This window comes from Actinoplanes solisilvae (assembly GCF_003999975.1).
GTDB classification, from domain to species: Bacteria; Actinomycetota; Actinomycetes; order Mycobacteriales; family Micromonosporaceae; genus Actinoplanes; species Actinoplanes solisilvae.
In genome coordinates this window covers 301,251-327,694 of record NZ_RJAC01000007.1, presented here as the reverse complement: position 1 = coordinate 327,694, position 26,444 = coordinate 301,251, and the positions used below count along the sequence as shown (strand labels likewise).

Annotated in this window: 21 protein-coding genes; 13 read left to right on the top strand and 8 right to left on the bottom strand. The window is 70.9% G+C overall.

Annotation, left to right across the window (positions count from 1 at the left end; genetic code table 11):
• Nucleotides 1–27: 27 nt before the first annotated feature.
• The 4 genes from EER30_RS21040 (at nucleotide 28) to EER30_RS21025 (ending at nucleotide 4,006) form a co-directional block, all read left to right on the top strand.
• Nucleotides 28–1,320, top strand: a complete 1,293-nt coding sequence (locus tag EER30_RS21040; RefSeq protein ID WP_127502198.1) for a zinc-dependent alcohol dehydrogenase — start codon at nucleotides 28–30, stop codon at nucleotides 1,318–1,320.
• A 64-nt stretch (nucleotides 1,321–1,384) separates the two neighbouring features.
• Entirely contained in the window at nucleotides 1,385–1,771 is a 387-nt protein-coding gene (locus tag EER30_RS21035) for a DUF6394 family protein (RefSeq protein ID WP_127502197.1), read from the top strand.
• A gap of 59 nt (nucleotides 1,772–1,830) precedes the next feature.
• Entirely contained in the window at nucleotides 1,831–3,585 is a 1,755-nt protein-coding gene (locus EER30_RS21030; protein WP_205650326.1) for a potassium channel family protein, read from the top strand.
• A 175-nt stretch (nucleotides 3,586–3,760) separates the two neighbouring features.
• Entirely contained in the window at nucleotides 3,761–4,006 is a 246-nt protein-coding gene (locus EER30_RS21025) for a hypothetical protein (RefSeq protein WP_127502195.1), read from the top strand.
• Nucleotides 4,007–4,076: 70 nt separating this feature from the next.
• Here the strand turns inward: EER30_RS21025 and EER30_RS21020 are convergent, their stop codons facing one another.
• Together EER30_RS21020 and EER30_RS21015 are read right to left on the bottom strand one after the other, a co-directional pair.
• On the bottom strand, nucleotides 4,077–4,388 hold the full coding sequence (locus tag EER30_RS21020; protein WP_127502194.1) for an antibiotic biosynthesis monooxygenase: 312 nt from the start codon (nucleotides 4,386–4,388) through the stop codon (nucleotides 4,077–4,079).
• Between the two features lie 189 nt (nucleotides 4,389–4,577).
• Nucleotides 4,578–5,210, bottom strand: coding sequence for a DedA family protein (locus EER30_RS21015; protein WP_164842417.1), 633 nt, complete (start codon nucleotides 5,208–5,210; stop codon nucleotides 4,578–4,580).
• 118 nt (nucleotides 5,211–5,328) lie between these two features.
• Between EER30_RS21015 and EER30_RS21010 the strand changes: the two genes are divergently transcribed.
• Nucleotides 5,329–6,471 carry a winged helix DNA-binding domain-containing protein gene (locus tag EER30_RS21010; protein WP_127502192.1) on the top strand — a complete coding sequence of 381 codons (1,143 nt, stop codon included), beginning with the start codon at nucleotides 5,329–5,331 and terminating at the stop codon, nucleotides 6,469–6,471.
• Here EER30_RS21010 and EER30_RS21005 read toward each other — a convergent pair whose 3' ends face one another.
• Nucleotides 6,472–7,290 carry a CPBP family intramembrane glutamic endopeptidase gene (locus EER30_RS21005; RefSeq protein WP_127502191.1) on the bottom strand — a complete coding sequence of 273 codons (819 nt, stop codon included), beginning with the start codon at nucleotides 7,288–7,290 and terminating at the stop codon, nucleotides 6,472–6,474. It lies immediately after the preceding gene.
• A gap of 156 nt (nucleotides 7,291–7,446) precedes the next feature.
• On the opposite strand from EER30_RS21005, the gene EER30_RS21000 reads away from it, so the two are divergent.
• Both EER30_RS21000 and EER30_RS20995 read left to right on the top strand, forming a co-directional pair.
• Nucleotides 7,447–9,072: a sensor histidine kinase gene (locus EER30_RS21000; RefSeq protein WP_164842416.1), complete on the top strand. Its 1,626-nt coding sequence runs from the start codon at nucleotides 7,447–7,449 to the stop codon at nucleotides 9,070–9,072.
• Nucleotides 9,063–9,725: a response regulator transcription factor gene (locus EER30_RS20995; protein ID WP_127502189.1), complete on the top strand. Its 663-nt coding sequence runs from the start codon at nucleotides 9,063–9,065 to the stop codon at nucleotides 9,723–9,725. Before EER30_RS21000 ends, EER30_RS20995 begins: the two co-directional genes overlap by 10 nt.
• A gap of 27 nt (nucleotides 9,726–9,752) precedes the next feature.
• On the opposite strand, the gene EER30_RS20990 is transcribed toward EER30_RS20995, so the two are convergent.
• The gene (locus EER30_RS20990) at nucleotides 9,753–10,703 is read right to left on the bottom strand and encodes an EamA family transporter (protein ID WP_127502188.1); all 951 of its coding nucleotides are present in this window, start codon (nucleotides 10,701–10,703) and stop codon (nucleotides 9,753–9,755) included.
• A gap of 91 nt (nucleotides 10,704–10,794) precedes the next feature.
• Here EER30_RS20990 and EER30_RS20985 point away from each other — a divergent pair, with 91 nt between their 5' ends.
• Nucleotides 10,795–11,346 carry a CGNR zinc finger domain-containing protein gene (locus EER30_RS20985; RefSeq protein ID WP_127502187.1) on the top strand — a complete coding sequence of 184 codons (552 nt, stop codon included), beginning with the start codon at nucleotides 10,795–10,797 and terminating at the stop codon, nucleotides 11,344–11,346.
• A 159-nt stretch (nucleotides 11,347–11,505) separates the two neighbouring features.
• On the opposite strand, the gene EER30_RS20980 is transcribed toward EER30_RS20985, so the two are convergent.
• Together EER30_RS20980 and EER30_RS20975 are read right to left on the bottom strand one after the other, a co-directional pair.
• Nucleotides 11,506–12,315 (bottom strand): SAM-dependent methyltransferase, encoded by an 810-nt coding sequence (locus EER30_RS20980; protein ID WP_240670204.1) that lies wholly within the window; start codon nucleotides 12,313–12,315, stop codon nucleotides 11,506–11,508.
• A gap of 82 nt (nucleotides 12,316–12,397) precedes the next feature.
• Nucleotides 12,398–12,673 carry a hypothetical protein gene (locus EER30_RS20975; RefSeq protein WP_240670194.1) on the bottom strand — a complete coding sequence of 92 codons (276 nt, stop codon included), beginning with the start codon at nucleotides 12,671–12,673 and terminating at the stop codon, nucleotides 12,398–12,400.
• A 135-nt stretch (nucleotides 12,674–12,808) separates the two neighbouring features.
• Between EER30_RS20975 and EER30_RS20970 the strand changes: the two genes are divergently transcribed.
• From EER30_RS20970 to EER30_RS48760, 4 genes are all read left to right on the top strand, one after another.
• Nucleotides 12,809–13,600, top strand: coding sequence for an alpha/beta hydrolase family protein (locus tag EER30_RS20970; RefSeq protein ID WP_127502185.1), 792 nt, complete (start codon nucleotides 12,809–12,811; stop codon nucleotides 13,598–13,600).
• Nucleotides 13,601–13,626: 26 nt separating this feature from the next.
• The gene (locus tag EER30_RS20965; protein WP_127502184.1) at nucleotides 13,627–14,826 is read left to right on the top strand and encodes a sensor histidine kinase; all 1,200 of its coding nucleotides are present in this window, start codon (nucleotides 13,627–13,629) and stop codon (nucleotides 14,824–14,826) included.
• A complete protein-coding gene (locus EER30_RS20960; RefSeq protein WP_127502183.1) occupies nucleotides 14,823–15,428 on the top strand; it encodes a response regulator transcription factor in 606 nt (201 codons plus the stop codon). Before EER30_RS20965 ends, EER30_RS20960 begins: the two co-directional genes overlap by 4 nt.
• A gap of 77 nt (nucleotides 15,429–15,505) precedes the next feature.
• Nucleotides 15,506–17,419, top strand: coding sequence for a sugar phosphate isomerase/epimerase and 4-hydroxyphenylpyruvate domain-containing protein (locus tag EER30_RS48760; RefSeq protein WP_127502182.1), 1,914 nt, complete (start codon nucleotides 15,506–15,508; stop codon nucleotides 17,417–17,419).
• On the opposite strand, the gene EER30_RS20950 is transcribed toward EER30_RS48760, so the two are convergent.
• Nucleotides 17,395–18,291, bottom strand: a complete 897-nt coding sequence (locus EER30_RS20950; RefSeq protein ID WP_127502181.1) for a CPBP family intramembrane glutamic endopeptidase — start codon at nucleotides 18,289–18,291, stop codon at nucleotides 17,395–17,397. The genes EER30_RS48760 and EER30_RS20950 overlap by 25 nt on opposite strands.
• Before the next feature lie 88 nt (nucleotides 18,292–18,379).
• Here EER30_RS20950 and EER30_RS20945 point away from each other — a divergent pair, with 88 nt between their 5' ends.
• Nucleotides 18,380–20,287: a sensor histidine kinase gene (locus EER30_RS20945; protein ID WP_164842415.1), complete on the top strand. Its 1,908-nt coding sequence runs from the start codon at nucleotides 18,380–18,382 to the stop codon at nucleotides 20,285–20,287.
• A 12-nt stretch (nucleotides 20,288–20,299) separates the two neighbouring features.
• Here the strand turns inward: EER30_RS20945 and EER30_RS20940 are convergent, their stop codons facing one another.
• Nucleotides 20,300–26,437 carry a S8 family serine peptidase gene (locus EER30_RS20940; RefSeq protein ID WP_127502179.1) on the bottom strand — a complete coding sequence of 2,046 codons (6,138 nt, stop codon included), beginning with the start codon at nucleotides 26,435–26,437 and terminating at the stop codon, nucleotides 20,300–20,302.
• Nucleotides 26,438–26,444: the final 7 nt, after the last annotated feature.

The window sequence follows — 26,444 nt, the reverse complement described above, 5'->3', positions numbered from 1 at the left end:
ATCGAAAGGACGTAGAGTGCGATCTCGATGCGTGCCGTTCTCACCGATCTGTCGGTGCCCCGCTATCTGGCCACCGCGGCCTCCCACCGTCTTGGCCTCAGCGCCGGCGGGATGCTCTCGCTGCGTGACGACCTGGCCCCACCGACCCTCCCGAACGTGCCGGGCTGGGTGCGACTGCGGCCCGAGCTGACCGGCATCTGCGGCAGTGACGTCGGCGTCGCGCACGCCAAGAGTTCCCTGGTGCTCAGCGCCTTCTACACCGCTCGCCACCAGATTCTCGGGCACGAGATCGTCGCCGTGACCGATGAGGGCGAGCGTGTCGTGGTCGACCCGATCGTGTCGTGCGTCCACCGCGGGTTCGCGCCGTGCCGCTCGTGCCGCGACGGTTTCCCGTACGTCTGTGAGCGCTTCGACCAGCCCGGCGTCTCCGGTTGCCACGCCCCCGCGCTCGGTTTCGACGCCGCGCTCGGCGGCGGCTGGGGCGAACAGCTCGTCGCCCACAAATCGCAGCTGCATCCCGTCAACGACATGCCGTCGCGTCGTGCGGTCCTGGCCGAGCCCACCTCGATCGCCTTGCACGCCGCCCTGCACTGGAAGCGCCGCGGCGACCGCGCCGTCGTCGTCGGCCCCGGCACGATCGGCCTGCTCGTCATCGCCGCGCTGCGCCGCCTGCATCCCGACCTCGACATCACCGCCGTCGGCCCGGGCACCTTCACCCCGCCGTACGCGACCAGGGCCGGCGCCAACCGCACCCTGGCTCCCGGTCCCCAGGTCGTCGAGACGCTCGCCAACCTGCACGGCGGCCGCGTCATCCGTCCCCGCCTCACCAAGATCCCGCTGCTTGAACAGGGCGTCGATGTCGTCTTCGACTGTGTGGGTCTGACCTCCACCCTGGATCTGGGTCTGCACCTGCTGCGCCCCAGCGGCATGCTCGTCCTCGTCGGTGGGGCCGGGAAGCAGCCGGTCGACTGGTCGCTGGTCTGGAACCGCCAGCTCACCGTCCAGGGCAGCGTCAACTTCGGCCCTGAACCCGCCCTCGGCGGCCGCCACACCATGGCGCAGGCCGTCGAATGGCTCGCCGACCCCTCCTTCGGAGTCGACGGCTTGGTCACCCACGTCTTCCCGCTGAAGCAGTGGCGCGCCGCCCTCGGTGCCGCCACGGCCGGCCCCCGCGCCTCGGCCGTGAAAGTCACGCTGCGCCCGAACCCCGGCCTGCCCCTGTACGAGGACGAGAACGGAAACGGAAACGGAAACGCGAACGGGAACGCGAACGCGGACGCGGGCGGGAACGCCGACGCGGACGGGAAAGTCGGCCGATAGCGGCGATCCAGCGCGCGCGGGGACGTTCGAGGCATTAGCGTGATTCCCGGGGTGAGCGCACCGTATGAGTCTGGAAAAAGTGATCTTCGGCTTCTTCGTGCTGCTGGCCGCGACCCTCAACCTGGGCTTCTTCATCGGCGACATCTCCAACCCGGCTCTGCACAACGAGTACGAGTTGTTCGCGGCCGTGGTGGTCAACCTGATCGCCACCGTGCTGAAGTTCGGTGACCGCACCCAGATCGGCGCGGTCCACCTCGCCACGAGCCTGGTCGCCGACCTTCAGTTGATCGCCGCCACGCTGGTCTGGGTCTACGCCACCCAGATCTCCGAGGCCGGCATGACCGCCGAGGCGACCGCGAGCGTCGTGTCGCTCTCCGGCGGGGCGCTCCTGGCCAACCTCGTCTCGGTCGCGCTGCTCGTGATCGAGACGACGACGTTTCATCGGCGATGACCGCGCGCCGGCCCGCGCACAAGCCCGCCGGATGGCCGAGCGTGAAACGGCGTACGAGAATGGCCCGTCCCTCCGAGGGCTCGCCGACGGTCTTCCTGGTTCTGCGGCGCATGCGGGCGCCCCTGATCGTGCTGATCCTGATCTTCGCGATCAGCGTGTTCGGCCTGACCCTGATCCCGGGTCGCGACGCTGCGGGCCAGCCAATGCGCATGGGGTTCTTCGACGCGTTCTATTTCATGAGCTACACGGCCACAACCATCGGGTACGGCGAGATCCCGCATCCGTTTACCGGGGCGCAGCGGCTCTGGGTGACGGCGACCATCTATCTGACAGTGATCGGCTGGGCGTACGCGATCGGGTCGTTGCTCACCCTCATCCGTGATCGCGCTTTCCGGGAGGCGCTGGCCCGGCGCCGTTTCACGGCCACGGTCAAGCGTCTGCGTGAGCCGTTCCTGCTGGTCGTCGGCTACGGCCAGACCGGTCAGCTGCTCGGGCACGCCCTGGACGCCCTGGGCCGCCGCATGGTCGTCATCGACAACATGCCCGAGCACATCGACACCCTCGACATCGATCTGTACTACTCCGACATCCCCGGGCTGGTCGCCGACGCCGCCAACCCGCACACCCTCGGCGTCGCCGGTCTCGAGCACCCGGCCTGCGAGGGCGTGGTCGCGCTGACCGACAACGACGAGGTCAACCTGACCGTGGCGATGACGGCCGCGCTGATCCGGCCCGGGCTCCCGGTGATCGCCCGCACAGTCTCCCCCGCGATCGAGCACCGCATGCACGCGTTCGGCTCGCCGACCGTGGTCAACCCTTTCGACCGGTACGGGGATCATCTGCGCTTGGCGCTGCACGCGCCCTCGGCATACCTGATGATGTCGTGGCTTGTGCGCGAGGAAGGCGCGGAGATGCCGGTGCCGGGGCGGCCGCCGGCCTCGGGGCGATGGGTGGTGTGCGGTTTCGGGCGGTTCGGGCACAAGCTCACCGAGGATCTGCGGGCCGACGGTCACGAGGTCACCGTGATCGATCTGCATCCCGACCCGGAGCACGGGCTGACGCTGATCGAGGGCGACGCGGTCGAGCCGTCCGTGCTGGCCGAGGCCGACCTGCGGACCGCGTCGGGTTTCGTGGCCGGCACCGACAACGACGCGACCAACCTGTCGCTGGTGGCCGCCGCCCGCAAGACCAATCCGTCGCTGTTCATCGGCGCACGGCAGAACCGGCCGGCGAACGCCCCGCTCTTCGCGGCCATGGAGATCGACTGGCTGCTGGTGCCGGCTGAGATGGCCGCCCGGGAGATCTACGCCCGATTGAGTACGCCGATGCTGTGGCACTTCCTGCAGCAGATGCCGGAGCTGGGCGAGGACTGGGCCGCGGAGACGCTCGACCGGATGCGCGCGCACTGCGGATCGCACCTCGGGGCGCTGTGGAAGGTGACGCTCTCTGAGCATGAGGCGCCGTCGCTCCAGCCGTGGCTGCACGCGGGCATCCTGCTCGGCGATCTGATGCGCTCGCCCCACGAACGCGACCGGCGGCTCGACGCCGTACCGCTGATGTTGAAACGGGACGGGGAGACGGTGCTCGGGCCGGCGGACGACGTCATGCTCGAGGCCGGCGATCAGCTGTTGCTCGTGGGTCGCACGTGGTCGCGGCGGGCGCTGCTCGACACGATGTCCAATCGGGTTGTCGCCGAATACGTGCTCTCCGGGCGTGACGTTCCCGCCGGCTGGTTGTGGCAGCGCGTGAGCAGGCGCATACCCACCGAGGTTTCGGGTGGCGATTCGCCTGGGCGTTCGTCGGACGATCGATAAGACAAACGGACATAAGTCCCTCATGCAAGCGCACTTGCACGTGCATCTGCTCTTGTGCAGCTGCACTGACTCACGCAGGATGGACGCCAGCGTTCCAGTTTCTCGATCTAGCCTGCCAGCCTCCCCGTTCCGACCATCCAGCGCGGCCGCCGGCCGCCCGGCCCCGCGAGGTGAGATGACCATCGACGACAGACCCGCGGGCACGATTCTGACGTTCGCCGAGGAGGACTACCGCTACGGAATAGGACCACTGCGACTGCGCGTCGACCGGGTCCTGGCCGGAGCGCCGGTGAGCCACGACGGCGACCTCTGGTACGACGTGGAGGGCTTGGAGATCAGCGACCAGGGCCGCATAGTCGGCCCGCGGCGCGCCACGGTCCGAGCGTCCCGCCTCCCCACGATGCGCCGCGGAACAGCGTAGAACTTCCCTTTCGCCGCCACACGCTGCAGGCCGGCGAACGCCGCACGGCGGCGAACTGAGCCGGGGTGCGTCAGCCGGTCACGAAGATGGCGACCTCGTCGTGGGTCACGCGCTCGTCCCAGCGGGTCAAGACCTTGCGGGCCTCCTCGGCCACGACGGCGAACTCATAGGTGTCGCCGGCGAACGACCGGATCGCGTCAACGTCGGTGAAGAACGTGATCGAGGTGAAGCGGACCTCGTCCTCGTGCTGGTGGCGCAGCAGGCGAGCGCCCCGGAAGCCGGGAATGGTCCGCAGTTGGGTTGCCACCACCGTCGCGTAGTGCCGCTGGTAGTCGTCAGCGCTCGCCGCCGCCGTCCAGCCCCGCCAGGTCCGAGCGATCATGGCATTGCCCCCTCGTCGGTGCACCCGAGCCCCCAGCATTCCGGCTGAGCGCCGAAAACGCACTACCCGGACCGGCACCCGCTGAAGCTGCCCGTGGCTGCCCTGGTGAGGTGATGCTCGCGGGACCGGAGGGCAGTAGGCGGTTGGTGAGGGCGGGGCGGCGCAGGCGGCGGGTAGGGCGGCCGGGCCTCAGGAGGCGGCGGCGAGGGCCGGGCGGCGCAGGCGGCGGGCCAGGATCGGGATGACGCCGAGGCAGGTGGCGCCGACCGCGGTCAGCAGCAGGCCCAGGCCGCCGGTGGCGTCGGCGCCCGCGGTGAGCAGGCCGACGCCCGCGAAGGCGCCCACCCACAGGGCCGTGCCGAGGCCCGACCACAGGACGAAGCGGCCGAACGGCATGCGGACCACGCCGGCGACGATCGGGACGACCGCGTGGACGACGGCCACGAAGCGGACCGCGACCAGGGCCGGGGCGCCGCGCTCGCGCAGGTAGGTCTCGGCGCGGTCGAAGCGTTCGGCTCCGATGCGGCGGCCCAGGCGGGTGTTGCGCAGGCGGGGGCCGAAGGCGCGGCCCACCGCGTACCCGCACATCTGGCCGGCCAGCGCCCCGGCCGTGCCCACCGCGAGGACGGCCACGAACCCCATCGGGCCGTCAGGGAGCGATCCCGCCAGCATGACCACCGACTCGCCGGGGACGAGCAGACCGGCCAGGAAGGTCATCTCGACGGCGGCGGACAGGAACGTGAGGACGAGGACCGTCCACCGGTCGAGAGTGGACAGCCAGTCGACGAAAACGGTGGCGGCGTTCATCAGGTCGGCGATCACAGCTTCAGCCTGCCAATGCGGCCCGCGGCGGACCATCGGGCCATACCCCGAGATCCCCCTGAAAAGGCTCAGGGCGATGCGGACAGAATCTGACCGCTATGGCCGATAGCGTCCAGGCATGCAATTGACATGGCGTGAGGTCATTGCCCGGCGGACGACGAGGCATCATCTGACGTCCCCGGGAGCGGATCCGGCCGGCGTGACCGCCGCGATGTGCGGTGCGCACGCCCAGATCATGTCGGCGGCCGAGGTATCGGTGGCCACGAGGCTCGACGGGGCCACGCGTGTCGACGTACAGAAGGCTCTCTGGACGGATCGCACGCTGGTCAAGACCCACGGACCGCGCGGCACCGTGCACCTGCTGCCCGCCCGCGACCTCGGCCTGTGGACGGGCGCGTTGAAGGCTCTGCCACCGGCCAACACGTTCGCCGCCGGTGTGCGCCTGACCCCCGGCCAGATCGCCGAGGTGGCTCAGGCCGTCGACGACGCGCTGACCACCGCCGACGACAGCCTGACGATCGACGAGCTGCACACCGAGGTCGTCGCCCGCACCGGGCCGTGGGCGGGCGAGAAGGTCATGCCCGCCTTCCAGACGCTGTGGCCGCGCTGGCGTCAGATCGTCGGCTCGGCGGCGACGCAGGGCGTCCTCTGCTTCGGCCCGCAGCGCGGCCGCAATGTCACGTACGCGAGTCCCGCCCGCTGGTCGCCGGGTTTCACGCCCTGGGAACCGCAAGCAGCTCTGACGGAGCTCGTCCGTCGCTATCTGTGGTCGTACGGTCCGGCGACCCCGGCTCACGTCGCGCGCTGGCTGGCCGCTCCCCCGCGCCTGCTGACCGACGTGTTCACCGAGCTGAGCGGCGAGCTGACCCAGGTCACGATCGACGGCGAGCAGCTGTGGCTTCTCGCGGGCGACACGGTGTTCGACGACGCCCCGCACGGCTTGCGACTGCTGCCCTATTTCGACGCGTACGCCGTGGGCTCGCACCCCCGCCACGTCGTCTTTCCCGGCCGGGCCTCCGAGCGCGCCCTCGCCGGCGGGCAGGCGGGCAACTTTCCGGTCCTGCTGATCGACGGTCTGGCCGCCGGAGTCTGGCACCAGCGCCTCACTGGCCGCCGCGTCGCCGTCACGGTCGAACCGTTGACGCCCCTGTCAGCCGCGAACCGCGCGGCCCTCGACGAGGAGGTCGCGCGGCTGGGCCGCATCCATGGGGCCACCCCCACCCTGACGGTCGGCAAGGTGGAGGTGGGGGCTCACGCGTGATCAAAGAGACTGCTGGACGACGGGCGTGGTGAGTACACGGCGCGGCTCGACCGGCTCGACGGCGCGCGGGGTGGCTCGCCAGGCGTCGCGGTCGAACACGATCGTGGCGAGGGCGACGACGACCCAGGCGACGAAGCCGAGCATCAGCATCCGGTCGACGTCCTGACCCTCGTACCCGAGGGTCTCGGGGGTGATGGTGCCTTGGACGATGTGGAAGAGCAGGACCAGCAGCACGCTGCCGTTGGCCCGGCGGAACAGCCAGCAGTAGACGAACGTGATCACGAAGGTGCTGACCAGGCCGATCCAGCCGACCGTGTTGCCCTCGGTCGAGAAGACCAGCGGCAGGTGCCAGATCGCGGCGAAGGTGCCGAGGACGGCCGCCGACATCAACGGGGACCAGATCGCGTCGAGGCGCGGAAGGGCGAAACCACGCCATCCGGGCTCCTCGCCGAGCGGGCCGTCGAGCGGGTTGATCCAGCGCAGCGCGAAGAGGATGGCGATGTCGGCCCAGACGAACTTCCAGGAGGCACCGCCGTAGATGCCGGCCGTGGCGAAGATGACGATCAGCGGTAGCGCCACCGCGGCGAGGTAGCACCACCACGGGACCCGCCAGCGGATGAGGCGGCTGCCGAGATCGCGCAGACTCCCGGTCAGCGCGGCGACGACGAGCGCGGCGATCAGCGGCGCGATGGGCAGGAAGTTCGTGTTGCCGGTGAGCCCGGCCGCCCAGAACGGCCACGGCGACCAGCCGATCACGAACGCGAGGACGAAGAAGGCGATGAGCGGGTGGCGGCGGACGGCCGCGGCGATGGATGTCATGCCCTCACCCTCGTCGCGCGGGCCGGGAGGGAACACCGGGCCGGCACGTCGTCCACAGGGCGGTTTTCTGGCCTGTTCTTCGCGTGTGGACCGGCCTATCCTGCAGAAATCGACGGCCTAGGCGTCCCGAGCCGGGCGTTGCGGGCGGGTCTGGCGGTGGCCGGCCTCGCCGCAGCGGCGATGTCGATCGCCCTGGCCCGCCCGGGCGGCCATCTCCTGCAGGCCGGCCTGTTCGTGTGGATCCTGCTGGCCTACGTGTCGTGTGGTCTGCTCGCCTGGACGCGCCGGCCCGAGAGCGCGTTCGGCCGGCTCATGGTGCTGGTCGGCTTCGGCGCCTCGCTGTCGACCCTGGCCTGGTCGTCGAACGCGCTGCTGCACACCGTCGGGCTCGCCCTCGACCTGCTCGTCGTCGCGCTGTTCCTGCACGTCTTCCTGGCCTTCCCGAGCGGACGTCTGAGCGGCCCGGCCCGCCCGCTGGTCGTCACGGCGTACGCGGTCTCGATCGGTCTGCAGTTGACGGTGATGGTGCTGGGCGGTTTCGGGCCGGGCAACCTGCTGCGGGTCTTCGACGCGCCCAGCGTCGCCGAGGTGGTGCACGGGGTCGAGCTGGTCACCCTCAGCGTGCTGCTGCTGGCCGGGCTCGGGCTTCTGGGCGTACGGCTCAGGGCCGAGCCTCGCGCGGTGCGGTGGCTGATCGGCTCGTTCGCGCTCGGGCTGCTCTCGCTGGCCGTCCTGCTGGTGCTGGGCCTGTTCGTGATCCCCGGGTTCGCGCAGGTGCAGCAGGCGACCCTGGCCGTGCTGGGGCTGGCGCCGGTGGCGTTCCTGGCCGGTCTGCTCGACGCGCGGCTCGCTCGCGCCTCCGTGGGTGAGCTGGTCCTGGCGCTGCGCCGGGAGCCCGACGACCTGTCCCCCTGCCTGGCCCGGGCCCTGCGCGACCCGACCGCGTCCCTGCTCTACTGGCTGCCGCAATACCGCAGCTGGGTCGATCATGACGGCGCTCCCGCGGCACTGCCGTCCTCGGCGACGCTGATCGAACGTGACGGTGAGCCGGTCGCCGCGATCACCCATCGTCCGGCCGATCGCGAGCTGCTCGAGGCGGTCGTGGCGGCGGTCGAGATGGTCATCGACAACGGTCGTCTGCGCGCCGAGCTGCGAGCGGGTCTTCTGGAGGTACGGGCTTCGCGCGCGCGGGTGCTCGAGGCGGGCCGTCGCGAGCGTCGCCGGCTCGAGCGCGACCTGCACGACGGCGCCCAGCAGCGGCTGGTCGGGCTGTCGCTGCGGCTGGGCCTGCTCGAGTCGCGGCTCAACGACGATCCCGCGGCCCGGCAGGCGCTGGCCGCGGCCCGCGAGGAGGTCGCGACGTCACTGTCCGAGCTGCGCGACCTGGCTCACGGGCTCTACCCGGCCGTGCTGAGCGGGCACGGGCTGGCGGTGGCGCTGGAGTCCGCGGCCGCGCAAGCGACCGTTCCCGTACGGCTTGAGGTCGGTCTTGACTCCCGCCTGCCTGAGCCGGTCGAGGTCGCGGCGTACTACGTGGTGTGCGAGAGCCTGACGAACGTGGGGCGCCACGCGGGCGCGTCGACCGCCCGCGTCGAGGTGAACCGGGCGGGAGACGTGCTGGTGGTCGAGATCGCCGACGACGGGGTGGGCGGAGCTGACACGACCAGCGGCAGCGGGCTGCGCGGGCTGGCCGACCGGGTCGAGGCGCTCGGCGGCACGCTGCGGGTGTGGAGCCCCGGCGGCGGTGGCACCCGGGTGCGGGCGGACCTGCCGTGCGGGTAGCGATCGCCGAAGACAGCGTGCTGCTGCGCGAAGGGCTGGCCGCGCTGCTGACCGACGCCGGGTTCGACGTGGTGGCCCGCTGCGGCGACGCCGCCGCGCTGCTGAGCGCGGTGTCGTCGCTGGGCCCGCAGGTAGCAGTGGTCGACATCCGCATGCCGCCTACGCACACCGACGAGGGGTTGCGGGCGGCGATCACGATCCGCGACCGGCACCCTTCCACGGCCGTCCTGATGCTCTCGCAGCACGTGGAACCGGCCCTCGCGATGCGGCTGTTCGCCGACTCCGCGGCCGGTGCGGGCTACTTGCTCAAGGACAGGATCAGCGACGTCGCCGAGTTCGTGGCGGCCGTACGCCGGGTGGCCGCGGGCGGCACGGCGGTCGACCCGGTCATCGTGTCGTCGCTGGTCGCGCGGCGGCGGCCGGACGATCCCCTGGACGCCCTCACCCCGCGCGAGCGGGAGGTGCTCGAGCTGATGGCGAGCGGGCACTCCAACCAGGGCATCGCCGACCGGCTGTTCCTTACGCTGCGGGCGGTCGAGAAGTACGTGTCGAGCGTGTTCGGCAAGCTGGGGCTGCCGGCTACCGGCGGGGAGTCGCGACGGGTCCTGGCCGTGCTGCTCTTCCTGCGTCAGGACCAGGTCTTCCCCGGCTAGTCCTCCGCTCTTCCCGGGACAGGCAGCTCAGATGACGGCCGGCTCTTTTTCCGGGGCTTCCTCGACGACCGGGGCCTGTTGTTCGGACGGGATCGAGGCGATGCCGGCCAGGATCAGCGCGCCGCCGAGCATCTGCAGCGGGGTCAGCGACTCGTCCAGCAGCAGCCAGGCGAAGATCGAGGCGAAGACGACCTCGAGGAGCCCGAGGAACGACGCGAGGCGGGAACCCAGGCGCGACGATCCGGCGATGCCGGTGGCGTACGCGATGGCCGTGCCCGCGATGGCGACCACGCCGAGCGGAACCCACCAGGGGGCGGTGCCGCCGAGCAGCGCGACGTCGCCGCCGACCGTGTCGAACGGGAGCACCCCGGTAAGGGTGACCAGCGCCAGGGCCAGGCCGCCGAGCAGCAGGCCCGAGCCGGCCAGCGCGACCGGCGGGAGGCCGTCGGCCGGGCGGGCCGCGACCACGAAGTAGACGGCGCAGCCGATCGCGGCGGCGAAGGCGAGCGCGAGCCCGAGCAGGTCGGTCGTCTGCAGGGCGCCGGGGCCGATCACCAGCACGAGGCCGCCGATGGCCAGCGCCGAGCCGAGCAGCACGGCCGGGCGGGGCAGGCGGCGGGTGGTCGCCCACGCCCACAGCACCAGCAGCAGCGGGGCGAGATATTCGATCAGCAGGGCGGTCGAGACCGGGATGCGCGCGATGGCGGCGAAGTAGGCGAGCTGGGTGAACGCGACGGCGATCAGGCCCATGCCGAGCACCCGCCAGCGGGCCCGCCACAGGGCCGACCAGCGGCCGCGCAGGGAGATCAGGACGATCGGGAGCAGCACGACGCCGCCGGTCAGGGCGCGCACGGTGACGGCGGCGGCCGGGGACCAGCCGGCCTCGAGCAGCGGTTTGATGAACGCGCCGGAGGTGCCGAACGAGACCGCGGAGAGGATCATCGCGGCCAGTCCGACGTGTTTCGGTGAAAACCTCATCGCTACCCCCCCGACGTACGCTGTCATCGTGCTGTCATGGTCTAAATTCTTTATGCCCCTGACGCTAGGCCGCTCTGAGTGAGGAGTCAAATTGCTTTTTGCCCCTGACACGGTGGAGTCGCTGGAGTTCGTGGTGGCGCTCGGCAACACCGAGCCACGCAGCTCGCGCAGCGGCGACGACGAGCTGTCCACTATTGATCAGCTCGCCGCGATGCTGACCCGGTTCTCCTACACCGGGCGCATCGATCACGACGAGACCGAACTTCAGGACGTACGGGCTACGCGCGCGCTGCTGCGTGAGGTGTGGGGCCTGCCGCGCGACGAGGCGGTCGAGGTCGTCAACCGGATGCTGCGCGAGGCGAAGGCGCTGCCGTTCCTGGCCCGCCACGACGAACTCGACTGGCACATGCACGCGACCGCGCCCGACGCGCCGCTGGGCGAACGAATCCGGGCCGAGATGGCGCTGGCGCTGTCCGACGTGATCCGCATGAACGAGATGGGCCGGCTGCGGGTCTGCGAGGCCGACAACTGCGACGGGCTGGTGCTCGACCTGTCCCGCAACGGCTCCAAGCGCTTCTGCACCGTGCGCTGCGGGAACCGGATGAACATGATCGCCTTCCGGGAACGCAAGGCGGGCACCTGAGCGTTCCCGCCGGCCCTGCTTGCCTCGCCCCCCTGGCCGAACCTGCGATCGACCGGCTTCGACGGGGATGGACCATGTAGCCGGTCGCGCTCAGGGCTGGAGGCATCGTTGGCGGTTCGCCTGCGTCGCCGGCTTCCCGCTCCGGCACGTAAGCGTTCGTCAGGGCTTGCGGGCCACGGCCGCGTAGCCGTCGACGACGATCTTGTCGGGGGTGGTGGCCCGCCAGTCGGGGATCGGGACGACGCCGGGTTCGATCAGACCGAGGCCGTCGAAGAACGACGCGAAGTCGGGCACCGAGCGCAGGTGGTAGGGCACCGCGCCGCTCTCGTTGTACTGACGGTGCGACTCGATCACGCGCTCGCTGGTGGCGGTGCCGTCCGACATCGCCAGGTAGCTGCCGGACGGAAGCTCGGCGACCAGTGCCCGCACGATGTCGCGCGCCTCGGCCGGGCTCTCGACGTGGCCGAGCACCCCGAGCAGCATCAGCGCGATCGGCCGGTCGAAGTCGAGCGTCCGCCTCGCCTCGGCGATCACGCCCGGGGCGTCCTTGAGGTCCTTGTCGAGGTACGTCGTGACGCCCTCGGGGGTGCTGGTCAGCAGCGCTTGGGCGTGGCCGAGGACGAGCGGGTCGTTGTCGACGTAGACGACTCTGGCATCGGGAGCGATGCGCTGCGCGACCTCGTGGGTGTTGCCGGCGGTGGGCAGGCCGGTGCCGACGTCGAGGAACTGCCGCACACCCTGCTCGGCGGCGAGGAAGGTGACGGCGCGGCCCAGGAACGCCCGGGTCTGCCGGGCCGCGTCGACGATCTCGGGGAAGACCGACTTGACCTGGTCGCCGACCGCGCGGTCGGGGCCGAAGTTGTCCTTGCCCCCGAGCCAGTAGTTCCAGACCCGGGCCGAGTGCGGGACGTCGACGTTCAGCTTCGCCACGAGATCATCGGTCACCGCGCCAGTGTCCCGGCAGGACAGTCCCCCGTGCAACTGTCCCCCGGCACCAGCTCTCCGGTCTGTTCCCGGCGAAGCCCTATTTGTTCCCGGCGAAGCCCTGTCGTCAGCCGGGCCAGTGCTTCGCCAGCAGCTCGAACGAGCGCACCCGGTCGTTGTGGCTGTGGGTGATCGTGGTGACCAGGAGTTCGTCGGCGCCGGTCACCCTGCGCAACGTCTTCAAGCGCTCCACTGCGGTCCGCGGTGAGCCCACGAATTGCGTGTCGAGCCGATCCGCCACCAGCGCCCGGTCGAGCCCCTCGCGCAACACCTGCGTGAGCACCCCGGCGACCGGCAGGGCGAGCGTGACCGGCGGGACCGGGTCATCGGCGGACCGGGTCACATGACAAACGTCATCGGTTTTCCGTGCAGAGCGCACGGGAACCGATGAACCCCGGCACTACATCGGCACGAGGGCCGCCGGAAGACTCGACCGCATGAAGAAAGCGCTTCTGGCCCTCATCGCTCTCGCCGCCGCATCTACTCGCCCGGCTTCGGTCTCGAGCGCACCGGCAGCACGGCCCTCGTCCAAGACCTGGCCTCGCGGGGCTTCGTCGTCGTCACCGTCGACCACACCCACGACGCCCAGTTCGTCGAGTTCCCTGGGGGCCGCGTGGCCGAGCACGCCGTGCCGGCGCCGACCACCCCCGAAGAAGCGGACGCTGCCCTGGCCAAGGCTCTCGCCGTCCGCGTCGCCGACACCAGATTCGTCCTCGACCAGCTCACCGCGATCACTCGCGGGCGCAACCCCGACGCCGCCCGCTGCCCGTTGCCGCCCGGCCTGGGTGAAGCCCTCGATCTCCATCAGGTCGGCATGTTCGGATCCTCCATGGGCGGCGCCGAGGCGGCCGAGGTCATGCGGGTCGACCGGCGCGTGCGAGCGGGACTCAACCTCGACGGCACCTGGTTCGGCCGCGTTCTCACCACCGGCCTCGACCGGCCCTTCCTCATGCTGAGCGCCGACTTCGACGGCCCCGACGAGGACGAGACCTGGTCGCAGATGTGGGGCAAGCTTCGCGGGTCACGCTATTGGCTGCAGCTGAAAGACTCGAGACACCTGTCCTTCACCGACCTTCAGGTGCTGACGCCTCAGGCCGGAACGCCACCCGCCGACTACGAGCCCCTCATCGGTAGCATCGACGGCGAACGGTCCATCGAGGTGCAGCGTTCCTACGTGCGGGCGTTCTTCGAGCGGCATCTGCGCCACGGCGACGGCCGCCTGCTGTCCGGCCCATCGCCGAGATATCCCGAGATGCGATTCCTTCCCTAGGGACACCCTTCGATCGGAGGTGAGCCATGCGCAGCGATACGGACCGTTTCGAGATCTACATCAAGACCACGCTTTACAGCAACATTCTGCTGGCCCCGCTGATCGCACTCGGCGCCATCACCTCCACTGACCGGCTCGGCTGGAAGGCCGTTCCGGTCGCGGCCGCGGCGATCGCCCACATTCTGTTCTGCGGCCGGCTCATGCGGGCGGGCATCGCCGCGACCCCGAAAGACGCGCCGTTCCCGATCCGTCCCGCCCTGGCCGGCGGCGCGTCGGGCGTCGTCACCATCGCGATCGCGATCGTCGCCTATCCGCAGGCGGTCCCGGGCCGCGAAAGCGTCGCGGTCGCGGCTCTGATGTTGTCGGTGACGATCTATGCGATCGCCCTCACCACCGTGGTGCGTTCGACGATCGTGCTCAGCACGGTGGGCTTCGCGGGCTGCGTCGCCGTCGCCGCTCTCTCCCACGCCCAGACTCACGCCGGTCCCGGCCCCGCGGTGGCACTGGCCGGCATCCTGTTCTTCCTCGTGCCCGGCGCCCGCGTCACGCTGTGGACGCTGAGCCTGGTCCGCGAGCTCGACAAGGCGCGCCGCGATCAGGCGAACCTGGCGGTCGCCGAGGAACGACTGCGCTTCTCCCGCGACCTGCACGACGTCCTCGGCCGCACGCTCTCGGTCGTGGCCCTCAAAGCCGAGCTCTCCGCCCGGCTCGCCCAGCGAGGCCGTCCCGAGGCGGCCGACGAGATGCTCGAGGTTCGCCGCATAGCGCAGAACTCCCTGTCCGACCTTCGGGGTGTGATCGCCGGTTACCGGGCGGCCGACCTGTCCGGCGAGTTGGCCGGCGCCCGCGCCCTGCTCGAATCCGCGGGCATCAGCTGCGACGTGCAGAGCGACGACCACCCGCTCCCGGCCGCGGTGCAGGCCGCCCTTGCCTGGGTGGTCCGCGAGGGCACCACCAACGTGCTCCGCCACAGCGAGGCCCGCATCTGCCGCATCACCCTTTCCGTCACCACCGGCGAGGCCACCCTGACGATGGAGAACGACGGGCTACCCCTCCCCACCTCTGGCGGCGCCTTCGATGCGGAGGTCGTACGAGGGATCGGGCTGACCGGGCTGGCCGAGCGCGTCGGCGCACTGGGTGGTTCGGTGAGCGCCGTCCGCGTCGAACCGGACGGCTTCCGGTTGCGGGCACGGGCTCCGCTCGACGCTCACGGGGAGGCCACATGATCCGCGTCCTGCTCGCCGACGACGAGCATCTGATCCGGGGCGCGATGGCCGCCTTGCTCGCGCTCGAGGACGACCTGACTGTCTCGGCCCAGGCCGCGACGGGCGCCGAGACCCTGGCAATGGCCCGCGCCCTCCAACCCGACGTGGCGATCATCGACCTGCAACTGCCCGACCTCGACGGGGTGGCCGTCGCCGAGGCCATCCACCGCGACGTCCCCTCCTGTCGCACGATGATCGTCACCAGCCACGGCCTGCCCGGCCACCTGCGGCGCGCCCTGGCGTCGGGCGTGCGCGGCTTCCTTCCCAAGACGGCGGCCGCCGAGGTCCTGGCCACCGTGGTCCGCATCGTCGCCAAGGGCGGCCGCTACGTCGACCCGCAACTGGCCGCCGAAGCCATCAGCGCCGGCGACAGTCCCTTGACCACACGCGAGTCCCAGGTCCTCGAGCTGGCCGCCTCGGGTGCCGCCGTCGAAGAGATCGCCCGCCAGGCCGCGCTCTCCCCCGGCACGGTGCGCAACTACCTCTCCGCCGCCGCCATCAAGCTCGGCGCGACCAACCGCCACGAGGCCGTCCGCACGGCCCAGAGCCGGGGGTGGATCTGACCGGCCTGACGCTTGCCGCACCATGACACCACACCTAGAGTGAACGTACTGGTTCGTACATTGAAAGGATCCGCGGCATGGCGCGCTTGAGCATCGCGACCGTCTGCCTCTCCGGGACGTTGGAGGACCGGCTCGATGCCGCCGCGGCCGCCGGGTTCGATGCTGTGGAGATCTTCGAGAACGACCTGATCGCCTCGGCCGCGTCGCCGGAGCGAATTCGGCAACGGGTGGCCGACCTCGGCCTCTCGATCGAGCTCTACCAGCCGTTCCGTGACGCCGAGGGCGCTCCCCCCGAACGCTTCCCCGCGGTGGAACGCCGCTTCGAGGCGAAGCTCGACCTCATGGCGCGGCTCGGGGCCGACACGATTCTGATCTGTTCATCAGTCGCACCCGACACGATCGACGACGACGCGCTCGCCGCCGCGCAGCTACGAAGGCTGGCCGAGCGGGCCGGCGAGCGGGGCATGCGCATCGCCTACGAGGCCTTGGCCTGGGGGCGGCACGTGTCCACGTGGGAGCACTCGTGGGAGATCGTGCGCCGCGCCGGCCATCCCGCGCTCGGCCTGTGTCTCGACAGCTTCCATGTCCTGTCCCGCACCGACGACTACGGGAAGATCGCCGGCCTGCCCGGGGAACGGATCTTCTTCCTCCAGCTGGCCGACGCGCCGCGCCTCGACATGGACGTGCTGCAGTGGAGCCGCCACCACCGCCTGTTCCCGTTGCAGGGGCGCCTCGACCTGGCCGGCTTCACCCGGGCCGTGCTCGACGCCGGCTATCGCGGGCCGCTGTCCCTCGAGGTCTTCAACGACGTGTTCCGCCAGGCCGACCCCCACCGCACCGCGGTCGACGCCCGCCGCTCGCTGATAGCCCTCGCCGGCTTGCTCGCCGACGCCGAGCCCACACAACCGGCCGGGCCCGCACAACCGGCCGGGCCCGCCCGGCCAGCCGAGGCCGCGCGGTCAGCCGAGCCCGCCCGGCCAGCCGAGCAGGCTGAGCTGACCAGGCTCACCCCGGCTCCCGAGCTCACCGGTATCGCCTTCGTAGAGCTCGCCGTCGATCCCGACTCCGGGGCACAGCTCGAGAGCCTGCTGCGCGCCCTCGGCTTCGCCCACACCGGCCAGCACCGGTCCAAGGCCGTCCAGCTCTGGGAGCACGACACCGCCCGCATCCTGCTCAACTCCGGCGCGCCGCGCCTGGCCGAGGGATCCGCGGCCATCCGGGCGTTCGCGCTGGAGAGCACCGACCCCGCCGCCTCCGCACAGCGGGCCGCAGAACTGCTCGCCAAGCCCCTCCCCCGCCGTCGCCGGCAGGCCGAGGCCGACCTCACCGCCGTCGCCGCGCCCGACGGGACCGAGGTGTTCTTCTGCCGCAGCGACGCCGACCACGGCTGGCTCGGCGATTTCCTGCCCACGGGCGAGACCCGCACGGCCGGGGCCGGCATCACCGCGATCGACCATCTCTCGCTCGCCCAGCCGTTCGACCGCTACGACGAGGCCGCGCTCTTCTACCGCAGCGTGCTCGGCCTGACCGACGACGAGGCCGGCGAGTTCGCGGCGCCGTTCGGGCTGGTGCGCACCCTCGCCATCCGCAACGCCGACCGCAGCGTGCGCCTCGCCCTCAGCGTCCCCCTGCTGCGCCGCGGCGACTGGGCGCCCGCCGTACCGCATCCGCAGCATCTGACCCTGATCACCGACGACCTCGCCCGCGTCGCGAAGGCCGTCGACGCCGTGCCCGTGCCGGCCAACTACTACGACGATCTCGATGCCCGGCGCGACCTGCCCGGGCCGCGGCGAGACACCGTACGCGGGCTGGGCGCTCTCTACGACGAGGACGAGCATGGCTCCTACCTGCAGCTGTTCACGCCCGTCGTCGGCCGTCGGGTCTTCGTCGAGATCGTCCAGCGCGAGGGCGGCTACCGCGGCTACGGCTTTGCCAACGACCCGGTGCGCATGGCCGCCCATCGAGCTCAGCGAACCGAGACGAGCGGCTGAGGGGTCGCCACCCGCGGAACAGGAGAGGGAGACAGCTTCACGACGACGAACGCGTACGCCGCCAGCACCACCACGTCGACCGCGGCGAGCTGCCACGGCATGTCGGCGGCCGTCTCGTCGATCGTCAGCAGACCGAACGCGGCGGCGAGGCCCGCGCTCACCAGGTTGTTCATCACGTGTAGGGCGATCGCCGCCTCCAGCCCTCCGGTGCGCACGGTCAGCCACCCCGCGACCGCGCCGAAGAGGAACAGGTCGGCGAAGCCCCACGGCGTGCCCCACCCGTGCGCCGCCGCGAACACCAGCGCCTGGAACGCGATCGGCACCCACGGCTGCCGGAACCACACCCCGGTCGCCTGCAGCAGCCAGCCGCGGGTCACGTACTCCTCGGCCGCGGCCTGCGGCGGCACCACGATCAGCAGGACGAGCATCGACAGCGCGAACGGCCCCCACCCGACCAGGTCGGGCTGCGTCTCCTCGAGCCCGGTCAGACTCCCCAGCAGCATGCCGCCGCCCAGCAGCACCACGACCGCCACCAGCGCGACCGGCAACAGCTTGAACAGCCAGCGCCACCGCAGCCGCCCGGTGACCGACGACAGCGTCCCGGCCGGCCGGCGCTGGATCCATCGCGCGGCCAGAAACGTGATCGGCAACAGCACGGCCAGGCTCAGGAACATGAGCGCCAGATCCACGCGCTCGCCGAAGCTCGGCAGACCGTCCACATTGTTGGGACGACCGGCGAGGGCGGCCGCTGCCGTGACGGTCAGATAGCCGAACACGGCGACGAACGCCCCCGCGGCGACGATGAACAGGGTGCCGAGAACCGGCTGCCACCAGCGATGGGCGGGCGTACGGGCGAGACGGTGATATTCCATGCGGAAAGTCTCCCGTTCCGGGCGCCGCGGCGAATCGGGCGACGGTCGGACCGACGCCTATGCCTCAGGGCATATGGTGTCGGGCATCATGGCTCGCTGGAAGATCTGGGTGCTGCCCGCACTGCTAGCCGTCGCCCAGCTCGCGTACTGGCCCGGCCGCGATCTCGGTCGCGCCGAGGCGGCCGCGGGCCTCGCGATCGTCGCCCTGGTCTGCGGTGCCCTGACGCTGCGCCGCTCCCGCCCGGTCGTCGCGATCGCGATCGTCTCCGGTGGACTCGCACTCGGCGTCTGGGCCGTCCCCCAACAGGTCTGGCTCTTCCCCGGCGACGCGCTGCTCATCGTCTCGGCCGCCGAGTCGATCGCCCTGTTCCACGTGGCCCTGCGCAGCTCCCGCCGCACGACTCTGCTGGTCGTCGCCGCCGTGCTCGCCCTGCAGGCCGTGCTGGTCTTCGGCGACGAGCCGCTCGACATCCTCGTCTCGATCGCCCTGTACGCGTTGGTCGTCGCGGTCGGCCGGGTGCGGCGCCGCTGGCTCGACGATCGTTGCGCCGCCGCCCACCGGCTCGCCGAGGCCGAGCAGGCCCGCCGCGACGCGGCTGCCGCCGAGCAACGCCGTCTCGCCCGCGAGCTGCACGACGTCACCGCCCACCATCTCACGTCGATCGTCGTGAACGCTTCGGCGGCCCAGTTCATCGGCCGGCCCGAGCTGCGCGCCGAAGCCCTCGCCTTCGCCGCCCGCACCGGCCGCGAGACGCTGACCGCCCTGCATCAGCTGGTCGCCGTGCTGCCCACCACGACGCCCGCCGCCGACCTGGCCGACCTGGCCGACGACTTCCGCCAGCTCGGTCAGATCGTCCACCTCTCCCAGACCGGTGATCCACCGCCGGCCATGGCCGAGGCACTGCATGGCATCGCCCGCGAGGCCCTCACCAACACTTTGCGTTACGCGCCTGGGGCGACAGTGCGATTGACCCAGACGTACGACACCACGGGCGCGTCACTGCACGTCGAGAACGACGAAGCGACGACCCCGTCGGACTCCGGAGCGGGACTCGGCAGCGGCCGCGGCCTGACCGGGATGCGCGAGCGGGCCGCCGCTCTGGGCGGAACGGTGCAGGCCGGCCCCCGGGCGGAGGGCGGCTGGCAGGTCCGCGCGACGGTGCCCACCGCCGCCGCCCCCGCACGCCTGCGCGTCTGGTTGCGCAGTCAGGTCGTACTCGATGCGGGGTTGACCCTGCTCGCTCTGCTGCTGCCGCTGGCCGGGGTGAGCGTGCTGATCGAGGAGCACGGCGCGTCACCCGCGGCCCTCACTCTGATCCTGCTCGCGGTGCTGGCCCACGCGACGCCGTTGTTGTGGCGGCGTCAGCATCCGTGGACCGTGCTGATCGTCGTGGCGCTGACCGGCTGGTTCGGGCCGGTGCTGATCGCCACCGGCACGACGCCGCCGGCCGAGGCCTGGCTGTTCCTGTTCAGTTCCGGCGCCGATTTCGCCGCCGTCTACGCGGTGGCCGCCTACGGTTCACGGCCGACGCTGACCTGGATCGGCCTGGTCGGCGCGCTGGTCGTGGCGGCTCTCGACTTCGGCGTCCTGCTGACCGTCTCCGCTCCCGAGGCGCGTCAGGGGCCCGCGGTAGCGGTGGTGATGGCGGCGTTCGGCGCGGTCGTGGCCGGGTTGCTGCTGGCTGTGCCGATCACCGCGAGCTGGCTGGCCGGTTTCGCGACCCGACGGCGGCGGCAGCGGCGGCTCGACCGGGAGCGGGGCGCGGTGGCGTTCGTGTCGGCCGAGGCCGAGCTGCGCGCCCGTGACGAACGGGCCCGTATGGCCGCCGGGCTGCGGGCGTCGGTGCTGGACGATGCACAGAAGGTGACCCGGGCCGCCGAGCGGGACGACCTCGACGGCGTTCTCGACGCGGCCCGCGCCGCCCTCACGTCGATGCGTACCCTGCTGGACAACCAGGTCAGGGCCTCCCCGGAAAGCCTTTCGAGGAGGCCCTGACCCGGTCACTGTCTAGAGGCGCGGGTCCTCCTGCACCTTCAGGGCGTTGAGGATCGGGTCGGCCTCGCCCTTCTCCCGGGTGAACACGATCGTCAGATCGCCACCGGTGTGCTCGACGGTGACCGTGTTCGGGTCCGCGGTCAGCGCACCCACCTTCGCCTGCACGTCGTGGTCGTAGAGGGCGATCTTGCCGTCGACGAGCACATCGAAGGCACGCTTGCCCTCCTTGACCTTCTCGAGCTCCGCGAAGCCGAGACCGATCCGGTACGTCCCGGCCGGGGCGTTCTTGAACACGTAGCTGAACGTCTCACCGGTCCGCTGGGTGCGGAACAGCGCGTCGTCCTCGGTGCCCGCGATGCCGGCCTTGGTGGTCTGCACCTTGCCACCGGCATAGCCCCACGGCCGCGATCCGAGCGCCTGGTCCGCCGCCCAGAAGAAGCCGCCGGCGTCGACGTATCCGGATCCGCCGGCGTCGACGCCCTTCCAGTAGGCCGACGTCGCCATGCGGACCGGCTTGAGCTGGGTCTCGCCCTTGCCGGCGTTCGTCGCCACGACCAGGTTGCCGAGGAGCACGCCAGGCTTGATGCCGGCGTTGTCGGCCGTCACCGTGACCGTGGTGGACGCGCCGGCTGTGAGCTTGACCGTGCCGGCCGCAGCCGCGCCTGAAAGGGTCAGCCACGGCAGCTCGGTCTGCTCGCTGAGCCGCACGTCGAGCGGGGCGGAACCGCTGTTGGTGACGGTCACCTTGCCCGTCGCCTTCTGGCCCTTGTCGAGGAACCAGTCGAGATCGCCGCCGGCGACGGTGGCGATGCCCGTGGTCAGCGCCGTGTCCATCACCTCGGCCTGGTCCTTCTTGGCGATGGTCACCGAGCGGCTGACCGTGACGTAGTTCGGCGACTCGACCTGCACGGTGTTCGCGCCGACCAGCGCCTGAGCCTTCCAACGGCCCTTCACGTCGGTGGTGAGGACCCGCTCACCGATGGTGACGATCGCGCCCTCGATCGGCTTGCCGTCGTTCTTGTCGGTGACCGTGCCCTCGATCGTGCCCGCGGCCGGGAGGCTGAACTCCAGGCCGAGGCCGGCCTTCAGGACGGGCTGCTCGAAGGAGTACTGGATCGCCGGGTTGTGGTCCAGGCTCTCCACACCGACCGTCGCCGACGACCCCTGGGTGAGGGGGTTGTCACCGCCGACGCCGTCGCCGTAGCCGATCTGGATCCGTCCGTCGGCGAGCAGGGTGGCCGAGAAGCTGACGCGTGCCGTCTGGTCGGTGTAGAAGGCGACGTTGCGCCATTCGATGACCTGCGCCGCCACCCCGTCCACCTCGGTCGTGCCGAAGTAGATGCCCGCCTCGTCGTCGACGACCAGGTCGTCCCAGAACGGGTAGATCGCGTCGATCGCGTACGGGGACGGGAGCGTCGTGTTGCCCCCGAACCCGCCGACCCGGTCGAAGGTGAGCGCCCCGTTCATCGTCACGCAGACGCCGTCCCAGGCCGTGTCGTAGAACGGCTGGAGGTAGCCGGCGTCGAAGAACAGCGGGCCGCACATCTCGTCGCCGTGCCAGCCGGACTCCTGCGTGCCCTGACGGTAGAGGCCTTCGGTCACCTTCATCGTGTACGAACGACCGGCGGGAGCCACCGGCACGGGGCCCGGGTCGGGCTGCTCCGGCTGCTCCTCGGGCTCGTCCGTGACGTCAGCCCGCGGGTCGAGCGTCACCCGCAGCGCGGCGATGCTCGGGGCCTTCAAGCCCTTCGAGCCCCGCAGCTCGACGGTCAGCGGACCACCTTCGTGCTGCACGACAGCCTTGCGCCAGTCGGCGGTGTTCGGCCCCACGGCAGCGGCCGGGTCGTACGCGTAGTCCTTCAGCTCGCCGTCCACGAGGACGTCGAACACCCGCTTGCCCTTGGCTGCCTTGTCGATCTCAGCGAACCCGAAGTCGACCGCGTACGTGCCCTTGGGCGCGTCCGGGAAGCGGTAGAACAGCTTCTTGTCGGCCGTGGTGCGCTGCGACTGGAACAGGGCGTCGTCCGTCGTACGGGCGATCGGGTTCTTGGTGAAGGCGACCTTCGTCTTGCCCTCGTAGCCCCACGCCTTCTTGCCGGCGGGCTGGTCGGCCGACCAGGTGTAGCCGGTGCCGTCGGTGAGCTTCGCGCCGCCGGCGTTCACGCCGACCTGGTACTTCGTGGTCGTGAGCGTCACCGGGACATAGCTCTTGGACTGCCGTCCGGAATCGGACCGGACCACGATGTTCGCGCCCTGGACCCCGGGCTTGGCGTCCTTCGAGGAGATCGTGACCTTGACGGTCGTCGACTGACCGGGGGCGAGGGTGCCGCCGGTCTTGGAGAGCGACAGCCAGGGCAGGTCGGTGAACAGGTCGTCCTCGACGTCGACGAGCACGACGTCGTCGGCGAGCTGGTCGGCCGCCCACAGCGCCCCGGTGGCGTCGGTCTCGAGGCCACCGCCCATGCCCGGCTTCTGGCCCGGGAACCACCACGCGTTCACCAGCGAGCAGTCGGCCGGGTCGACCTGCAGCAGGCGGGTGGGCCGGTTCGAGACGAGGTCGGTGTACCAGATCGTGTCCGACGCCTGGTTGTAGGCCAGCCCGATGATCTCGGGCAGCGGCGGGGCGCAGAAGGACAGGAGCGCGCCCGGGTTGTCGTGTGACGTGCCGGCCACGGTTCCGATCATCCCGTTCCGGCGGCCGCCGACGTAGAAGACGTCCTTGGCCGGGTTGTAGGCGAGACCGGTCAGCTGCAGCGTCGACCAGTCACCCTTGATCTGCCTCGTCTCCTTGCCGGTCTCCCGGTTGAAGCAGTGGATGAAGCTCGCCGGGCTGTCCTCCATCTGGCACATGTCCCCGGTCTTGGTGTCCAGGGCCATGTCGAACGCCCGGTAGTCGGGGCTCCACGCCGCGTCGAAGACCTTCCCGGTCTTCTTGCCCTTCACCGTGTACGCGGTGTTGGTGCGCGCGTTGTAGTCGTGGACCCAGACGTCGCCGTCGTACCCGATGCCGGAGGGCTCCTTCTCGGCGATCGTGCCGGGGATGGAGATCCGCGTGATGACGTCGCCGCCGGAGGTCTGGCCGACCCTGGCTCCCGCCTGTGCCTCCGTGACGCTCGACGTGGCTGCCTTGCCGTCGGCGCTCGACGGCTTCATGCCGCTCGCACCGGCCTTCCACGCGGCCAGGTCGATCTTGCTGGCCGCACCCGTGCCGGTGCGCGTGGTGGCGCCGGTGGCGTCGAGCTCGGGGTGCCGCGCGACTTCGCCCAGGTCGTACGTGATGGGGGCGGACCCGGTGTTGGTCAGCGTGAGCGAGCCCACGCCGTTCTGGCCGGTGCCCAACAGCGCGTCGAGGCCGTCCGCCTTCAGGCCCGCGACACCCGTGGTCAGACGAGCGTCGATCTTGGCCTTCGCGTAGAGGTTCTTCAGCGAGAAGGGGTACGCCGCCGTCGTGTAGTTCGGCGCCTCGACCGTCATGGTGTACGCGCCGACCGGAAGCTGGCGGTGCACGATGCCCGTACCATTGGTGGTGACGGTCTCGACGAGCCCGTCCTTGGTGCTGAAGGAGACCTTCGCCCCGGCGACCGGCAGCCCGTCGTTCTTGTCGACGACGGTCGCGTCGAGGTAGCCGAAGTCCGGCAGGTCGTAGGTGACGATCATGCCGTCGTGCAGCACCGGCGCGTCCTCGGAGAACCGGATGCCGTCGACGCCGGCCCAGCCCTGGATGCCCGTGACGGCGTTCGCACCGCCGGTCACCGGGTCGTCGCTGCCGACGCCGTCGCCGTACCCGAAGATCACGGTGCCCGAGCGGGTGAGCGTGGCCGAGAAGTTGACCGGCTCGGTGTTCTCCGCCCGGATCGGCCAGGCCCAGATCTTGGCGTTGCGGTACTCGATGACGAACGCGTCCTCACCGTTCACCTTGGTGGCCGCCGTGAAGATGCCACCGCCCGGGGCGAACTCGACCGGGCTGTCGACGGCGAACGGGAAGATGCCCGCGCCGCCGGAGCCGGGCCCGGTGGAGGTGTCCGGGGAGATCACGCCGCGCAGGCCGACGCCGAGGGTGTCGTGGCTGCCGTTGTAGAGCGCGATCGGGAACGGCAGCTTCACCGTGGCCCACACACCGCTGTCGACGGTGACCGGCTGGGTGCCGCGCAGGTACTCGCCCTCGGTGACGGCGCAGCTGTAGCCGCCCCCGTCGACGACGAGCCCGACCGCGATCTCGGACGACGGGTTCTGCGCACCGACGGTCAGCGGGAGTGTCTTCGGCGAGAAGCAGGCGTTGGGCTTGACGTCCAGCTTGTACGCGCCCTCGGGGACAGCCGCGATCTTGTACGCACCGTTGGCGTCCGTGCGTACCGGCTTCAGCGGGGTGTCCTTGATGGTGACGTCGGCGTTCGGGACGGGACGCTTCTTGTCGTCGACGACCCGGCCACTGATGTCGTGCCTGGTGGCGGCCGTGAGCGGCAACGTGACGGAGGTGTCCTGGCCGAGCGTGATCGTGACCTTGGCGGTCGCGGTCAGGTAGCCGAAGACCTTGGTGCTGAGCTGGTAGTCGCCGACCGGGAGGTTGGTCGTGAACCGGCCGTCCTTGTCGGTCCCGATGGACCGGCTGAACGGCCCGCTGATCGTCACGTCGGCTGCGGGGACCGGGGCGCCGTTGGCGGTGACGACACCGGTGAGGGTGCCGCCCTTGCGGGGCGCGAGTTCCAGCAGGCGGACGAGGTCGAGCCGGCCCTCGCCGTACTTGTTGTTGATCTCGGCGGTGCCGCCGCACTCGGTGTCGTCGACGTCGACGGCCGAGGCACCGAGCAGGCGACGGGTCTCGTCGACCTGCCCGATCAGGGTCGGGTCGTAGCTCCAGAGCGCCGCGACGGCGCCGGCGACGTGGGGCGAGGCCATCGACGTACCGGCCATGTCGGCGTAGCCGTTGCCCGGATAGGACGAACGGACGTTGACACCCGGGGCGGAGATCTCCGGCTTGATCCGGTCGCCTTCGCCCTCGCCCTTGCGGGAGAACGACGCGAGCGTGCCGTCCTCCGAGTAGGCGCCGACCGAGTAGGCGCTCGCCGCGGAGCCCGGGGAGGAGACGGTGTCACAGGCCGCGTACGGCGTGGTGTTGCCCGACGACCAGGTGCTGAAGATGCCCGCAGCGGTCCAGGCCTCGTCGATGGCCAGGAAGAAGTCGTTGAAGTCGTGCTCGACGGTCTGACCCCACGAGTTGTTGATGACGTGGGGGCGCTTGGACGGATCGGGATTGTTCCCCTGCACGTCGGTCGGCGCGAGCAGCCACCAGCCGGAGTTCAGCAGCGACTCGACGCTGTCCCCGCAGCATCCGTTCGTCGCGATCCACCGCGCGTCCGGTGCGACGCCGACGTGCTCGACGCCGTCGTAGCCGACCATCGTGCCCATGGTGTGGGTGCCGTGGCCGTTGTCGTCGCACGGCGCACCCGTGCACGAGCCCCGGGTGGCCATCCAGTTGTAGTTGTGGTCGACCGTGCCGTCGGGCTTCGTGCCGCGATACTGCTGCAGCAGGGCCGGGTGGTCGAACTGCACGCCCGAGTCGAGGTTGGACACGGTGATGCCGGCCCCGGTGGCGCCCATGGCCCACGCCTGCGGGGCGTGGATGGACTCCAGGCCCCAGGTGACGGCGTCGGCCTTCTTCGGGGCGGCGGGCCGGGCGGCCTGGTCGGCCGGGATCTTCTCGTCCACCGGGTCGACCAGCGCGACCTGCGGCGTCGAGTGGATCTCGGCAACCTGCACCCGCGACGCCACGTCGAGAGCGAGCTTCTCGGTGCCACCCTTGACGAGCACGGCGTTGGCGATCGGGTAGGACGTGTACTTCACGCCGGCCCGGTCGAGTTCGGGGGCGACGGCGGCCACGGAGTCCTTGGCCGCCGCGGTCAGCGCGTCATAGACGAACCGGCCGCGAGCGGTCCAGTCGGCGATCTTCTTCGCCGGGCCGAGGTCGGCCTTCTTCTCGAAGGTGATCCAGAAGTCGGAGGACGGCTGCGTACGGAAGCGGTCCTTCAGGGTCGGCGCGATCTTGCCGGCGGCCGGGCCGGGATCCGGTTCGGCCGCGGACGCCGGCAGTTGCTGGAGCATGCTCAAGCCGACCGCTACGGCCAGCGAAGCCGCGAGGGCTTTATATCTCATGGGGTCT

Coding starts and splice junctions, on each gene's coding strand:
- EER30_RS20940 (WP_127502179.1), bottom strand. CDS start 26,437: ATGAGATATAAAGCCCTCGCGGCTTCGCTGGCCGTAGCGGTCGGCTTG.
- EER30_RS20990 (WP_127502188.1), bottom strand. CDS start 10,703: ATGAGGTTTTCACCGAAACACGTCGGACTGGCCGCGATGATCCTCTCC.
- EER30_RS48760 (WP_127502182.1), top strand. CDS start 15,506: ATGGCGCGCTTGAGCATCGCGACCGTCTGCCTCTCCGGGACGTTGGAG.
- EER30_RS20960 (WP_127502183.1), top strand. CDS start 14,823: ATGATCCGCGTCCTGCTCGCCGACGACGAGCATCTGATCCGGGGCGCG.
- EER30_RS20950 (WP_127502181.1), bottom strand. CDS start 18,291: ATGGAATATCACCGTCTCGCCCGTACGCCCGCCCATCGCTGGTGGCAG.
- EER30_RS20965 (WP_127502184.1), top strand. CDS start 13,627: ATGCGCAGCGATACGGACCGTTTCGAGATCTACATCAAGACCACGCTT.
- EER30_RS21005 (WP_127502191.1), bottom strand. CDS start 7,290: ATGACATCCATCGCCGCGGCCGTCCGCCGCCACCCGCTCATCGCCTTC.
- EER30_RS21035 (WP_127502197.1), top strand. CDS start 1,385: ATGAGTCTGGAAAAAGTGATCTTCGGCTTCTTCGTGCTGCTGGCCGCG.
- EER30_RS21040 (WP_127502198.1), top strand. CDS start 28: ATGCGTGCCGTTCTCACCGATCTGTCGGTGCCCCGCTATCTGGCCACC.
- EER30_RS21010 (WP_127502192.1), top strand. CDS start 5,329: ATGCAATTGACATGGCGTGAGGTCATTGCCCGGCGGACGACGAGGCAT.
- EER30_RS20945 (WP_164842415.1), top strand. CDS start 18,380: ATGGCTCGCTGGAAGATCTGGGTGCTGCCCGCACTGCTAGCCGTCGCC.
- EER30_RS21030 (WP_205650326.1), top strand. CDS start 1,831: ATGGCCCGTCCCTCCGAGGGCTCGCCGACGGTCTTCCTGGTTCTGCGG.
- EER30_RS21025 (WP_127502195.1), top strand. CDS start 3,761: ATGACCATCGACGACAGACCCGCGGGCACGATTCTGACGTTCGCCGAG.
- EER30_RS21020 (WP_127502194.1), bottom strand. CDS start 4,388: ATGATCGCTCGGACCTGGCGGGGCTGGACGGCGGCGGCGAGCGCTGAC.